Origin of the sequence: Pseudooctadecabacter sp., assembly GCF_965657175.1 — a bacterium.
Classification (GTDB): Bacteria; Pseudomonadota; Alphaproteobacteria; order Rhodobacterales; family Rhodobacteraceae; genus Octadecabacter.
Genome location: NZ_CBFHNH010000001.1, coordinates 87,830 through 103,402 on the forward strand (window position 1 = coordinate 87,830; position 15,573 = coordinate 103,402).

Sequence of the window (15,573 nt, forward strand, 5' to 3'; positions counted from 1 at the left end):
CCCTAGAATTGGGCGACCAGATTGATAAAGCTGCCGCCTTCGTCGAAATCGATATCCGTCAGATCGCTGGACACAGTGCCAAAGGTATAGCCCACGCCCAGTTTCACGTTCGGACCAAGGTGGCGGTAAATGGCCCCCAGTGCGCCGAACTCTGTCGTCTCGGTCTGGTCAAAATGCATGGCGCGCACTTCGACCAAAGCATCCCAGTTGTGCATGAAGTGATAGCGCGCATTGGCCACCGCGAGGGCTGCGTTGTTTTCGGTGAACGCGGTATCGGCATCAGGTGCCGTTTCCGACAGGCGCACACCCAGCTTGCCACCCAAGGTCCATTCCTGGTTCAGGTCGTATGAGGCATCAAAGCTGAGGACATGGCTGCGCTGCAGGGACCCCGGCTGGTCGCTGTTGTCCAACTGCTGGCCGTAAGTGTCTTCCAGATAACGGTAGCGGAACAGCATATTCAGCCGTTCATTATCGATCGGCCGGAAGGCGTAGCCGATCTGCGCATCAATCAGATCGCCGCTTTCGACGATATCGCCATCGCCACTGGTTGTCGCAAAATCGAGGCTCGCCAAAAGGCGGCGTTCTTCGTCGATCTTATAGGCAAGGTCGGACACCAGCAGGATCGTTTCGCTGTCGCGCGTATTGCCAGCGGTCGTGCCGTCATCGGTCCGGTACTCCAGCCGCGCAGACGCGGTCATATCCGCGTCCTGATAGGCCATGCCAAGGCCCAGCCCTTGGCGTTCATAATCGCCATTGATGTCGTCTTCGATCTGGCCGAATTCCACGGAGGCCGAGTAGGTGAGGTAATCGGACGCCTCATAGGTGGCACCATAGGCCGATGTCAGCGACCGGTGCGCGCCGAACATGTCATAGCTGTTTTCGCCGTAGGCGGACCAGCCATTGCCCAGATCCCGCGACCCACCAAAGATCAGGCGACCATCATCGTTGCCCACCAGATCAACGCCTGCGATTTCGCGGTCCGGGTCGAGCTCATAGCCAAAATAGGTGCTGTCCTGTTCGCCGCGTTCCTGACGGAACACAATGCGCGCGCCGGTGCCTTGGTCGCCGTCGGACACTTCGCCTTCGACCGTCCATGTGTCCGCAAAGGCGTAAGAACCGCCCACGCCCACGCGGTCATTGCTGTCGATGGTGCCCGTCTGGTCGACGGTGCCCTGAACGTAGCCGAACACGCTCAGATCATCGTTGGGCGCATAGGTCAGACGCAGGGCGGCATCGGTGCGCGTGCCGTCTTCGCTGCCGTCGTTGATATCCACATAGGCCAGCCCCGCCCCAAGGGTCAGAGCGCCGGTCAGCGCGTAGGTCAGTTCGACCCCGCCTTCGCGGTTCACATCGCCATTGTCTGAGGTGTAGTCGTCATAATAGACCGCGACTTCGGCCCGATCCGACAGCTGTGCATCCAGCGCCACACCCCAAAGGATTTCATTCGCATCCACATCATAATCGAGGGTCGAGAATCCGGCGGTCCGTTCCTCATAATAGGCCGCGATCCGGCCGTCCGTGGACAGACCCAGATCGGTCAGGTCCGCGCCCGCTTCAAAGCGGTACGCCTCACCATTTCCACCAGCACCGGTTTGGGTGTCGAACACCAGCCCACCGTCAGAGGAGACAGACGAGGTGAACCCCGGTCCTTCGCTGCGCGCATAGTCCAGCGCAATAAAGGCGGTGTCACTAGGCTGCCACAGCAGATCGATGCCCACAGCCTCCTGATCATCGCCCGATCCGTTGTCTTCGGTCATGGCGGTCACGCCGACACGGACATCGTCCGTGACCCATGCCTCTACCCGTCCACCGTAAGCAAATGTGTCAACGTCCTGGGCGGTGGGGCTGTATTCATATTGCGCCACAAGGGCTGTTTCGGTGTTGCCGCCAGGGGCTGTGACAACCACGCCGTCGGACCCGCCGTAGCTGGACAAGGGTGCGGCCAAGGTGATGACACCCTGAATATAGTTGATCGAATAGTCCTGCCCTGCGACCAGTTCGCGGGTTTCGATCACGCGCCCGGTGGAGCGGTCACGGATTTGGACGCTGATCGTCTCCGACCCGATGCCGATGTCTTGACGGTTCAGGAAATAGACCGCCCCGCCTGTGCCAAGCAGAACGTCCCTTTGGGCCAGCCGTTCGGGCTGTGCGGCGTAGACATCCACCGATACCCGCGCGTCGCCTTGGTCGGTGACGTTTTGCGATTCCCAATGGCCGGACAGGCCATAAAGCGTACGTTCGTTGCGCAGATAGCCGCCGCGCACCTGCGCCTGATAGTTGCCCCACAGCGCGTAATTGTTGTCCCGTTCCACGCGGAGGTAGAATTTGCCCTGTGTCGGCGTGTCATCCACGATTGTGCTGTCATCGCCATAGGTCGGGTACAGATCGTAGGGGTCGACGCGCAACAAGACGCTGCGCGGGTCGCGTTCATCAAGGTCTGAGAAAATCTCATCCAGCGGGCCAAGGCCCGTGTCGACCTGCGCGGTCAGCTGCACACCATTGGCGAAGTGACCGTTCACATAGCCCGCAGCGCGGCCTTCGGTGTAGGTTTCAGACACCCCGTCAGAGGTGCGTTCGCCGAAGGTCAGATCGGCGGTGGCCACGTAGAACCAATCGGCGCGGGGAATGTCGATGTCGCGTACAAGGTCGACGTTTTGCCCTGCACCGGTCACCTGCACGCCCACCGGATAGGCGCCTGCGGGCAGGATGCGCTGCAAGACAAATGCGCCGGACCCATCTGGCCGGATCGTTTCACCCAAAGTGCGGACAGTGGCCCCTTGCGGCACCGAAGACCCGGACACTGTGACCGCCCCGCCATGCACCGGAATGCCGCGACGGGCAGTGGCATCTGTGCCGTCTTCAACCCCGTCCGCACGCAGGCGGCTGTCGGGGCGGTTGAGAGACAAAGGCGCCGTTTCATCATACCGCCCACGGGCGTCGTAGACGCGGTGCGTGGCGTAAAAATCGCCCTGCCCCAAAGACACAGACGCAGTCCCATTGGGCGCGATCGGCACGGTTTGGACCAGACGAGGCGTGCCTGCGCTGGCGTCATAAATCCGCACCTCACCGCGCTGCACGTAAGCGGGATAGTTCATCGCGGATTGCAGCGTGACGGCCCCACCACGGCGGGTGCCCACGACCTCAAGATCAAGGACGGGTGTCGCGGTCAGGCCGTTATACTGAATGCGCACATCAGCCTGTGCCAACTGTGCATCCGGTCGCTGAACCTGCCGTTGGATGGCAGCATCACCGGCGGTGGGTTGGCCGTTGATGGTGATCAGAAAACCCGAACCGTCCTGCGCAAAGGTTGGCTGCGCGAGGACAACACAGCTGCCCAGCAGGGCCGCACGAAGGGACAGGCGATACATCATATACTTTTCCATTACTGAACCCTCGCGATGGTGGTCTCAATCCGCAGGCGGTAGGGGCCGCGCCAACGGTCGCGGATCAACGCCTCAACCGCAGCCAGTCGTGCACGGGCGACGTCCGTGCCCTCACCGTTGGTGTAGTAGGTCAGGCGCAACACAGACGGCGTATTTGCGATCTGTGCCACAAGGCCGTCAACACCCTGTGACAGACCCGCAGACGGCTGTGTTGTGTTACCGTCAAAGGCCGCTGCCAGAAGATCGATATCGACCAAATTGGCCAGCGTTGCGCCGAAGTTCAGCTCGGCCATGATCCCTGCCGTCAGCCGCAGCGTGCGCGGGTTTTCGGACGTCACGCGATACCCTGTGGGCAAAGACCGATCATCGAGTTTGAGCGTAAAGTTCGCCCCCGTTGGTCCAGGCAGTTCGGCACATGGCACGCTGAAGCGGCCGTATTCGTCCGTGGTGATGATATCGCCGCGCACCGTGACAAGGCGGACGCCAGCGAGGCCAGGCTCTCCGCGTTCCTGTTGGTCGATAACCTCAGGTGTGACGCGGAACTTGCCGTCGTTGAACGTCTGGTCCGTGATCGGCGCACGGGCGTCAGGCGGTGGGTCCTGATAGCCGTTGCCATTGCGGTCATCGAAGACCTTGCCGATCACATCGGTGCAATCAAAGACCGCTTCGGGGGCCACATTGATTTCGGCGGTGGCCGTATTCGACACCTGATCGCCCTGATTGTCCAAGACGAAGGCTTCGTTCACGAAGGACCCCGCACCGTCGAGCAACAGTGCAGACAATGTGATTGTCACCGTCGCGCCGCCGTCGATGTCGATACCGCGCCATTCCAGACGCCGCCCGACACGGGTGGGCGCCGGTGTGGCGGCCCCGTTGAAGGTTGCGCTGTCCGGCACGTAGGTCATGCCAGCAGGCAAGATATCGACAAGGGTCAAATCCGCCTCTGGCGTGGTGTTGCGGTTGGTGAAGGTGATTTCATAGTCCACCACCGACCCGACCTGATAGGGCCCTGCGGATGTGACCGATTTATTGGCCAAAAGGTCCGGATCAGGGTCACTGATGTCAACGCCCACAACGGCGGTGATCGGCACAGTGGTAAAGTCACTTTCGACCACAGCTGTGTTCAACCCTGCGGGAGAGCCATTCGCGATGTCATAACGCACCGTAATCGCGATGGTTGCCGTATCACCCACATTCAACGTGGACCCTGCGGACAGCGTCTCAGTAGTGGAAATGCCGTTATACGCACCATTCGCTCCGCCTTCGGCAAGGCCGTTGACCACGGGGGTCGACACGCTGACCAAGGTCGCGGGCGCCACAAAGACGGTCATGTCATCCAGAACCGACAGATCACGGTGGGTCACGTTGCCCGCATTTTCGACCGAGATGGTGAAGGTCGTCTCAATCAACGTGTCAACGATGCGTTCCGGCGTCGTGGCGACTTTGGCGACCAGTAGCGTCGGGTCCTGCGGGATGTCGATCACGGTCGGGTCGTCGACCACGTTGCCGTCTGCGTCGTCGCCGTTGTCGGACACATCCGTGACAGGCAGGCCGATTGGGCTGGTGCCTGTGGCCGTGGCTGTGTTGGACAGCCCGCCGTTGTCCACGTCGTCTTGCGTCAACGTATAGGATAGCGTCCACGTCAGGCTGTCGCCTGCTGCGATGGTCTGCCCGGATACTGGATCAGGCGTGATGCTGTCTGGCGTCAGTGGGGTTCCGTCGCCGCGCGTGAAGGTATCGACAAGTGTCATGTTCGACAGTGAAACGTTGCCAGTGTTGGTCGCTGTGATTGCAAAGCTGACAACATCGCCTGCGCCGTCCGGCACGTCAGAGGTCACGACCTTTACAAGGTTCAGGCCCGGCTCTGGCAGGATCGGCAACACCGTCGGGTCACCTGTAAGATTGCCATCCGTATCATCGCCATCATCCGATACGTCCGAGGCAGGGTCGCCAAGCTCTCCCTCTCCGGTGATGAGGGCGACGTTGGAAATACCGCCGGCATCCACATCTTCCTGCGTCAATTCGTAGTCGATGGTCCAGGCAAAGGCCTGACCGGGACGCAGCACCGTTTCGGTCGCATTGGGCACCACACGTGTTGGCGCGGTCAATCCTGCGGTGATGTCGGTGCCATCGTTGCGGGTCAACGTATCGTCGAAGACCACATTCAGGATGTCGACGTTGCCGCGGTTGGCGGCCTCGATCCGGAAGGTGACGATGTCGCCTGTTTGACTGCCCGCTGCCACAACGGTTTTGGTGACGTCCAAAACGGGTTGCGGTGTGATCGTCACCAATGTCGGATTGTCGTCACCGTTGCCCGTGTCGCCATCATCAGACACATCGCTGACGGACGTCCCGTTGGGGTCCTCTGCGACAGCGGTGACTGTGTTGGACACACCGCCCGCGTTCAAATCGCTTTGCGTCAAGACATAGGTCGCGGAGTAAATCCACGTTTCCGTCACATCGAGGAACATGTCATCATCTTCGTCACCTGAAACCAGCACGAAGGGTGTGGTCAGGAAAGTCGCCCGCCCTGATCCGATCCGCGTCATGCGATCGGTTAGGTCCGGTGCAGTCAGGCTGACATTGCCTGTGTTGTTGATGCGCAAGGTATAGGTGATCGTCTCACCCACAGCGGTTGACGGAACCTCGGCTGTTTTGACGACGGCAAGGGATGGGTCTGCATCGGGACCTTGGGTTGTGATCGTATCCTCCGTGGTACTGATCCGGTCGATCAAGGTTGTCCCTGTCACGTTTGCGGTGTTTTCAATTTCACCGCGGTCAACGTCATCTTGCGTCACCGTGTAGGACGCAGAACAGCTGATCGCATCCGTCTGACCCACGGCAAGGCGCGGGATCGTGCAGGAATAGCCGGGGATCAACGGATCGGTCACGATAAGGTCTTTCATCGTGAACGGACCATCGTTTGTCACGGCAAAGGCATAGGTGATGCTGCTGCCAACGGCGCCAAACGGGTCAGGGTTGGCTGTCTTTACAAGCGTCAATTCACTGCTGCCGCCAGGCCCGACGGAGATCACCAAATTACTTGCAGCGTCTACCGGTTCATTGGAAGGCGACAGGCCATCCACGCGCGCGACGTTGACCAGTTCACCGGCGTCAACTTCCGTCTGGGTAATTTCCAGCACTGCTTGACAGTCAAATGATCCGCCAGGGGCCAGTTCGGGCACCGTGCACTCCAGATCAGGGAAGAACCTGTCTGTAACCGTGACCGACGTCAGTGTCTGGTTGCCGGTGTTGGTGACATCGAATGTATAGGTCAGCTCATCCCCGATGGCCGTATACGACCCGCTGGAGACGGCTTTGACGATCTCAAGCGCGGGCGCTGTGTTGGCTAGAACCTCCTCCGTGGTGGGCGGACTTGTCACCGGCGTTTCGGGGTCTGTGCCAAAGGTCGTCTGGACGAACGCGGTGTTCAGGACTGTTTCCGCATCTAGATCATCCTGCGTGATCACATAGGTCGCAAAGCAGCTGAACGTCTCACCCGGGATCAGGTCCGGGTTGCTTGCATCAGGCACGTAACAGGTGATCGGGTCGGGGAAATAATCATCCGTGACCGTAATCGCCGCAGCAAAGGAGACTTCGCCCGAGTTGGTTATCACGAATTCATAGGTCAGCTTATCCCCAATGGCCGAGAACGTCCCATCCGGCAGAGGATTGTCGGCTGCATCGGTCACTGTGGAGATGGTCTTTTCCAACGTCAAAGACGGCACACCATCCGCAGGGATCGTTTCGCTGGTCAGCGGGCTTTCAATGCTGCCACTGCTGGCTGAGGCCAGATTGGTCACACTGGCGAGCTGCACATCGGTGGCTGTCACCGTGTAGGTGGCCGTGCAGATCAGCTCTGCATCCGGTGCCAAACCGTCCACGGGCAAATCTGCGCAGGTTACATTCGCGATCAGGTTATCGCTGACCGTGATCGGATCGGTCAAAGTCAGGTTGCCGGTGTTGGTGACGGTATAGGTGTAATCCACCTCTGCCCCGATGATGAAGTCGGCGGATTGGATGTCTTCCGCCTCTTTCACGATGCCCAGCGCAGGCAATTGGCGGGCTGGCGTCGTGGTGCTGTCGGTCACCGGATCAGCGCCCGGCACACTGGCTGTGGCTGAGTTGGTGACCGACCCGTTGTCGATATCCGACTGAATCACCGAATAGGTGCCGGTACAGGTGGCAACCGCCATGGGCGCCAACGGGGGTGCTGGGCAAGCGATCGTTCCGCCGGCGTCTGTGATCAGCGGATCGGTGATCGTAATCTCATCCGTGATTGTCACATTGCCGGTGTTGGTCACGATGAACTGATAGGTCAGCACATCATCAACGGCGTCGAAATTCGGCCCGCCAGCTGACAGGACCTTATCCATCGTGATCGACGGCATCGCGGGAATTGTCACCGTCGCAGGGGTATCGACAGGGTCGGTGGCCGGTGGGCCCGAGGGCGGTGTACCTGTGCCCGTCGCAACGTTGGCAATTCCGCCTGCGTCAACATCCGGCTGGGTCAAAACATAGGTCGCGTTGTAGGTCGCAGTTTCCCCAACCTTCAGAGTGCCATTACCGGACCCATCGTTGGCACCGGCGAATGTCGGCCCAGATGTCAGGGTCAAAGGTGTTCCGTCCGCACGCGTCAACGTGTCGTCGGAGACCGCCACGCCGGTCAGCGTGACGTTGCCGGTGTTTCGGATCGTGATCTGGAACGTCACCGTTTCACCAACGCCAGTGTTTTCAATCGCGACGACCTTGTTGGTTTCCACGGATGGCGTGGCCGGAATGACAAACGGCGTCGATGTGCTGCCGGTGCCCGTGCCGGTGTCCGATACATCGCTGACGTCCGTGTCAAAAGGTGACGTGCCCGTCGCCGTGGCGGAGTTTGAAATGCCGCCTGCGTCAATATCGGCCTGCGTCAGGGTATGGACGATCTGATAGGTCCAGACCTCATCAGGGGACAGGGTGCCGCCGTCGCCGTCAATCAGGCTTGGGGTTGGGGACGGGGTCACGGTGGACCCGTCAAGGCGGATCAAGCTGTCGGTCAGGCCGATGGTGTCGAGAGTGACGTTGCCCGTATTTTCGACGCGGACCTCAAAGGTAACAGTGTCACCTTCGGTCAGGCCGGTGTTGGATGCGACGGTCTTGATCGCCTCAATCGCGGGGGATTCATTCTCAGGTGTGACGCTTTCGTCGGCGGTGGCTGTCGGTGTCGTGCCGTCAGGGCTGGTTGCTGTCAGGGACACGGTGTTGGTCAGGGCGGCACCTGCGTCGATGTCCTCTTGCGTCACGACATATTCAGCCGTCAGCGTCACGATGCCATCAGGCGCGATCGAGGTGATCGTCGCGGATGGCATGATCGACAGACCCGTCGTGCCCGTCGCAGACGTGTGCTGATCGTCGAGCATGACATCGGTCAATGTCACGTTGCCGGTGTTTTCGACCGTGTAGGTGTAGGTGATCGTGTCACCTTCTGCGACGTCCGTCGTGGCCGAGGCGACCTTTTCGATGGTCACACCGGGGGTGCGGACCGACGGCACAGTTGCGCTATCCTGCGCACCGCCGGGGTTATTTGGATCGAAGGGCGCATCGGTCGACGACACACTGGCAATGTTCGTTACCCCACCATCATCCACGTCTTGCTGTGTGGTTTCATAGGTGGCCGAACAGGTGATGAAGCCAAGAGGTGGCAGGCCGCCCGCTGGGAAGGGTGGGCATGTCACCGTTTCAATGCGGTCATCGGTGATCGTCGGGGGCGCCGTCAGCGTCACGTTACCCGTGTTCGCGACCGTGTAGCTGTAGGTGATTGTCGTCTGATCGCTGTCGAAATCCGCAAGATCGGCGGTTTTCACCAATGAGAAAGACGGCTCCTGCAGGGGGCCTTGGCTGCGCAGGCTGCCATCTTGCGTAATCTCTTCGCTGTCTGGTGTGCGGGGCTGGCCTGCCGCCGTGGCGGTGTTGTCGACGAAGCCGCGATCAATGTCTGACTGTTCAACCGTATAAGTGAATTCGCAGGTCACATCTTCATCACCAGGTGCCAAAGTGCCGATGTCGCAGGTGCCGGGCACGATGCTGTCGGTGACCGACACGTTATCCAACGTGATATTGCCGGTATTCTTGACGCTGATCTGGAAGACCATCTCCTCACCCACGGCGGAATAGTCGGAACCGGGTTCACCGGAAGTCAGGGTTTTGACAACGGTCAACGCAGGATCAAACGGATCAATCGGCTGGTTCGCTGTGTCTGTGGTGGAAACCGGCGTCCCGGACGGATTGGTGGCCATGGTGGTGGCCGTGTTGTCCAGCGCCTGCGCGTCGACGTCAGATTGCTGAACGGTATAGTCGCCTTCGCAAATCAACACCCCGCCAGGCGCAAGGGTCACAACAGTCGGGGCCGCGACGCCGCCCACGGTGCAGGTCAGATCAGCAATGCGCGGATCCGTGATCATCACATTGGCAAGCGTCTGGTTGCCGGTGTTCGTGGCCGTCATGCGGTAGGTGATCATGTCGTCAACCGCAGCCGGATCAGGGCCCGCGATCACCTCTTTCAGCAGCGACAAGGCAGGGGCCTGATTGCCGGACACCGTCACTTGATCCGCAGGGGACAAAACGGGCTGTCCCCCGAATGTGGTCTCTGCCACGGCAGAGTTCACGACTTCGCCCGCGTCCAGATCGGCCTGCGTCACGCTGTAGGTGGCCGTGCAGGTCGTGCTTTCGCCCACTTCAAGTTGGTTGTCCGCCGTGCGGTCGCAGGCAATGGCCACGCCAGGGAATTTGTCATCGGTGATGGTGATGGCATTGGCGAAGGCAGGCATCGTCGCGCCTTCGGACGTGTTGGTCACCGTGTAGGTGTAGATGATCGGGTCGTTCAGGGCCGCGAACGTTGAAACATCCGCGGATTTCACAATCGACAGGGCCGGTTCCACATCGTCGGGCGTTGTCACGCTGTCCGGATCGGACGTGACCCCACCGCTGGAGGCCGTCGCCGTATTGGTCACACTGCCCAGCTGAATATCTGCGAGCGTCAGATCGTATTCACCACGGTATGTGATGGACTGACCAGGCAGCAGGCCGCCTGCTGGGAAGGGGTCAAGAAGCGTGATCCGCGACGGATCAATGATTGTGTCGTTGATCACAGGCAAGGTCGTGATCGTCGTGTTGCCGGAGTTCGTGACCTCAAAATCAAAGACCTGCGTCTGCGGGGACACAAACGCGCCGCTCAGGGCAAGGTTGTAGGTCTTGTCGATTGTCAGCTCGGGCGACTGAATGGCAAGTGCCGTGAAATTATCGCTCACGACCGGCACGGGATTGCCGTCAAAGGTCGCCACGGGGGAAGCCACGTTGGTGATCTGACCAGCATCGATTGCCGTTTGGGTTGCGGTCCAGACGTGGGTACAGGTCACGTCATCGCCCGGGGCCAAGGCGGCCGTCCCACAGGTCAGGCCATTGCCGATCTGGTCATCATTCACCGTGATGGGGGCCGGAATGGTGACGTTGCCGTCATTGGTGATCGTGAAATCATAGGACAAGCTGTCTGTCAGCGCCGTCTGGAATGTGGACGGGGTGCCGGGCGTGATGATCTTATTGATCACGAGGCTCGGATCTTGGGCTGCGTTGACGGTCTCGGTCTCTTGGCCCGAGGTGACGGTGGTCGGGCCACCGGGCACGATGGTCTGGGTCAGCGATGTTGGTGACAAACCCACGATCAAGATCGTCCTGATCGACTGCGTAGGTCGCTGTACAGGTGATCGTACCACCCGGTGCGATGCCCGCGACGGGGGTTTGCGGACAGGTCACTGGTGTTTGGTCATCCGCCACCGTGATGGGGCCACGAATGGTGATGTTGCCACCGTTGGTGATGACATACTCATACGTGACCTCATCACCGATGGCAGAGAAATTCGCCCCCGAGGTTGCCGTCTTCACCATGGAAATGGCCGCAACTTGCGTGGGTCCGGTCAAGGTCACACTGTCGGTCGCCGTCAGTGTGCCGTCGGATACTGTCACGGTATTAACCAGTTGGGCGCGGTCGATATCGGGCTGAGTGAGGGTGTAGGTCGTAGACAAGGGCGTCGTATCGGCACATTGGCTGGTGGACTGGCCCACAGGGATATCCGCCAACGGACAGGTGAACCCGGTCAGATCGTCTGTCAGGGTAAAGCCGGACAAGGTGACATTGCCGTCATTGGTCACGACAAACGAAAACGCCTCGGAGGTGGGAAGGTTGACGAAGTCACCTGTGCCATCGGTTTCGGTTTTCACCACCGAAATGGCCGGTGCTGCGTCTTCGACATCGACGGTTTCGGTGTCGGTCGCGGTGGGCGGGGTCACGCCCGTGGGCGGTGTCGCCGTGGCGCTGACGATGTTGGTCAGGTCCGCGCCCGCATCAATATCATCTTGCGTCACCACATAGCTGGTCGTCACCGTTGCGGTGTTGCCGGGCAACAAGGTTGAAATGACGTTGGAGGGTGTGAATGCCAACGTCGTCGTGCCGGATGCACTGGTGTGGGTGTCCGTCAGCGTGATATCCGTCAGGGTGGTGTTGCCGGTGTTGCGGACGACATGGGTGTAGGTGATCGTCTGGCCTTCTTGCACATCAGTCGTGTCATTGGCCGTCTTTTCAACGTTAAAGGACGCTGTGCGTGTAGGTCCGGGTGTTTCGACGTTGCTGTTGGACACAGGCGCACCCGGCGCGGTGGCCGTGGCGGCGTTATCAAAGGTGCCGTTGTCGATATCTGCTTGGATGATCGTATGCGTCGCGATGCAGGATGTATCATCTGTCATCATCGGGGCCAGCGACGGAATGGTGCAGGTCAAACCGATCTGCGGGTCTTCGACAACGATGTCCCGCAGGGTCAACGTGCCGGTGTTGGTCACAGCAAAGTTGTAGCGGATTTCGTCCCCCACAGCCGCAAAGCTGCTGACGTTGGCCGTTTTGTCCAAAGACAAGGCACGGACCTGCGCGGCGGGATCAGCGGTGATCGTTTCATTGGCCGTCGCAGACAGGATTTCCCCTGTAGGCGCATTGCCCGTCGCATTGGCGACGTTGTCGATCGTGCCACGGTCCACGTCATCCTGAGTGACGGTATAATCACCCGTACAACTCACAGACCCGAAAGGCGCGATGTTGGTGAATTCACACTGCAGCGCCGGTATCTTCACATCCGTCACCTCGGCCGAAGTGATCGTCTGGGCGGAGGTGTTTGTCAGTTCAAACGTGTAGATCACCGTCGTATTGGCGACGCCAAAGTTCGCCGGACCCGTTTTGGTCAGTGTCATGCCGGGCACAACGGCGGACGGAACCGTCGCAGTTGCTGCGTTCGACGTGATCAGATCGCCGCTGGGGGCGGTGAAACTGGCGGTGGCGGTGTTGTTGACCTCACCTGCGTCAATCTCTGCTTGGGTGATGTCGAAATAAGTCACCGAACAGGTGAAGTCGTCACCGGGCGCCAAGCTGGCAGGTTGGTTACACACCACAGGCCCCGCTTTGGGGTCATTCACGGTGATGGGCTGCAAGGACGTGATCGTCGTGGTGCCCGTGTTTTCAACTGTGAACAGGTAATCAATAGTGTCGGTGAGGGACGAGAACGTCGCACCCACAGGATCGGGCGCTTTGGACAACGTCAACTCCGGCGCGCCAGCGTCAGATACGGTTGCCGTGTCTTCGTTCGATGTGGTCGCCCCGGATGTGGCCGTTGCCCGGTTTGTCACAAAGCCTGCGGCAACGTCAGGGCCGGTCAATCGGTACGTCGCCTGACAACTGATCTGCGACCCTGCAGCCGGGGCGGGTGGAATGGGCCCTGCCGCACATTCGAACGGCGCGCCGATCCTATCGTCGTTGATCGTGATCGCATCGGTCAGCGTCGTGTTGCCAGTGTTGGAGACCGTGAACGTATAAGTCACCGTCTGACCCGGGCGGAAATCACCTGCGGGGACAGGTGTCGCCACCTTATCCAAAGTCAGCGCTGGGTTCTGGTCGGCGTTCACAGTCAGGTCGGTTTGGTCTGTCGCAACAGTGGCCCCGTTCTGCGTGGTGGAACTGGCCGAGGCGATGTTGGTGACGAACCCTGCATCAAGTTCAACTTGGGTGATCGTAAACGGCGCGTCGGAGGTACAGACAATTGACGTACCGGGTGCGATGGATGTGGCGGCGCAGTTGGCATTGACGCGGTCGTCGGTGACGGTCGGGTTGAACAGGGTCTGGGTGCCGGTGTTCGTCAGAACGTATTCATAATCAATTGTATCGTTCAGCGCATCAAAGGTCGTGGGGTCGCCTGCGGGCAGACGCTTGACGATCTCAAGGCCGGTGGTGGTAACCGCTGGGATGGTGACGTCGGATGTGCCTGTGATCGGAACCCCACCGACGGTGATATCTGCAGTGGCCGAATTGGTCAGGCTTTCTGCGTCCAGATCGCCTTGCATGATGCGATAGTCAGCGGTGCAAGTGATTTCGGCATTGGGGGCGACGGCCCCCGCGGGGCACGTCACGGTGCCGCCTGCGTTTGTCACCAGCGCGTCGGTAATCGCGGGGGCCGAGGGCCAAGTCACATTGCCTGTGTTGCGGATCGCGATTTCGAACTGGATCAGGTCATTGGTCGCGGCATAATTCGGCTGGATCGCGGTCTTTAGGATCGTCAAGGCCGGTGCAGCGGCAGGGCCATCAACCTGCGCGTTGTCCATGTCTGTTTGTGTGGCGCCATCGGGGTCTTGCGCGTTCACAGCCGCCACGTTCACAAGCTGTGTTCCGGACAGCGCGAAATCGTCCAGATCCTCTTGCGTGACTGTGTAGGTCGCGGTGCAGGTCGTTGTGTTGTTTGGCGCCTGCGGAACCAAAGACGCCACCGTGCAAATGGTGCCAGGAATTTTGTCATCGGTCAGGACGATGTCCGTCAGGGTTGCATTGCCTGTGTTGGTGATGACGTAGGTATAAGTCACGACCTCATTTACAGCGGCGAAGGCGCTTCGATCGGCTGTTTTCTCGACCTGAATTCCAGGGACAAGCGGTCCAGAGGACGTGATGGTAACGGTGTCCTGGACAGCGCCAAGATTGCCGAACTCAGGCTCCCCTGTGACCTGCGCAATGTTGGTCACTTCCTGCGCGTCAAAGTCTGCCTGCGTGATGGTGTAAACACCGGTACAGGTCGCAAATTCTGCGGTGCCGCCGCCGGTCGTTTCACGGATCGTGGACTTGTCGCAGGTCACATTGGCAATGCGGTCGTCGGTCACTTGGACATTGTTGATGTCCACGGATCCGATGTTGGTCACGACATAGGTGTAGGTGACCTGTTCACCCACCGCCGCAAAGGTCGTGCGGTCGGCGGTCTTTTCAAATTCGTACCCCGGCGCAATGGTCCGCAGGCTGTTATCCGGCAGACTTTCGCCGCGGCGGAAATCCCAGTAGTTGTCGTTGGGGTCATCATCAAAGACCTGCGTGGTGGTTTGGCCGGAACTCAGGATATTGCCCAAAAGGGCCTGATTGGTTGATGAAAACCAACCCGTGTTGAATGAGTTGTTGCCGAAACCCTGTTCAAACCCAAAGCTTTGCGTGCCGGAATTGTCGGTCTTTTCGGTTTGAATGCTGGACCAGTTTCCGACTGATACGCCGTTCATGATCAGGCTGATGTCGTTGAAATCAAAACCGTTCGTCTGCGTGTCGCCATCATAGGCCGAGAACCGGACATACATCCGGTCAATGCTGCCGCCAAAATAATCGGTACACGACCGCACGCCACAATCCAGAGGGATCGGATTGTTGATGGTGAACGGGTTACCCCGGAACGCCGTGGGCTGGCCGTTGGACTGGAACCCGCGGAACGCGCCGTCCGGATCAGAGAACTGGTAATAGACGTTGCCGTTGGTTCCGATCATCACGATCGCAACGCCACCTGCCTCAGGATAGGGGGCAGGAAGGGAAATCCCCTCATTGGGAACCGTTGTCGTAAACGGTGTCGCACCTGCCAGATGTGGCACCACAATGCTTGCCATACCCAAAACGGCTGCTTTGCACAGCTTTACCCAAGACTTTCGCACGTCAGATCCCTCACTCAGCAACAGCCATTCTTGTTGTCATGGGAACTCACGTCCCAGCAGTCGGATTGTCGTTATTTCAATCGACAGTAGAATCCGTTTCTGATCCGGACAATGGCGCCCGACGGGGAAAATAAGCGTAAATCCGTCGCGTCAGGGGAAATTGCGG

3 protein-coding genes are annotated in these 15,573 nt (G+C 59.6%); all 3 read right to left on the minus strand.

Features of this window, described 5'->3' with window-relative positions; translation table 11 throughout:
• Positions 1–2 precede the first annotated feature (2 nt).
• Genes ACTG36_RS00480 through ACTG36_RS00490 form a run of 3 tightly spaced genes read right to left on the minus strand, consistent with a single transcriptional unit; the run spans position 3 to position 15,407 of the window.
• The gene (locus ACTG36_RS00480) at positions 3–3,383 is read right to left on the minus strand and encodes a hypothetical protein (protein WP_439141184.1); all 3,381 of its coding nucleotides are present in this window, start codon (positions 3,381–3,383) and stop codon (positions 3–5) included.
• Positions 3,383–11,074 carry a DUF7507 domain-containing protein gene (locus tag ACTG36_RS00485; RefSeq protein ID WP_375279678.1) on the minus strand — a complete coding sequence of 2,564 codons (7,692 nt, stop codon included), beginning with the start codon at positions 11,072–11,074 and terminating at the stop codon, positions 3,383–3,385. The genes ACTG36_RS00480 and ACTG36_RS00485 overlap by 1 nt, the downstream gene beginning before the upstream one ends.
• Positions 10,959–15,407, minus strand: a complete 4,449-nt coding sequence (locus ACTG36_RS00490) for a beta strand repeat-containing protein (protein ID WP_375279380.1) — start codon at positions 15,405–15,407, stop codon at positions 10,959–10,961. Before ACTG36_RS00490 ends, ACTG36_RS00485 begins: the two co-directional genes overlap by 116 nt.
• Positions 15,408–15,573 lie beyond the last annotated feature (166 nt).

Bases quoted from the DNA above. Each gene is read 5' to 3' on its own strand.
- ACTG36_RS00480 (WP_439141184.1), bottom strand. From the start codon at position 3,383: ATGGAAAAGTATATGATGTATCGCCTGTCCCTTCGTGCGGCCCTGCTG.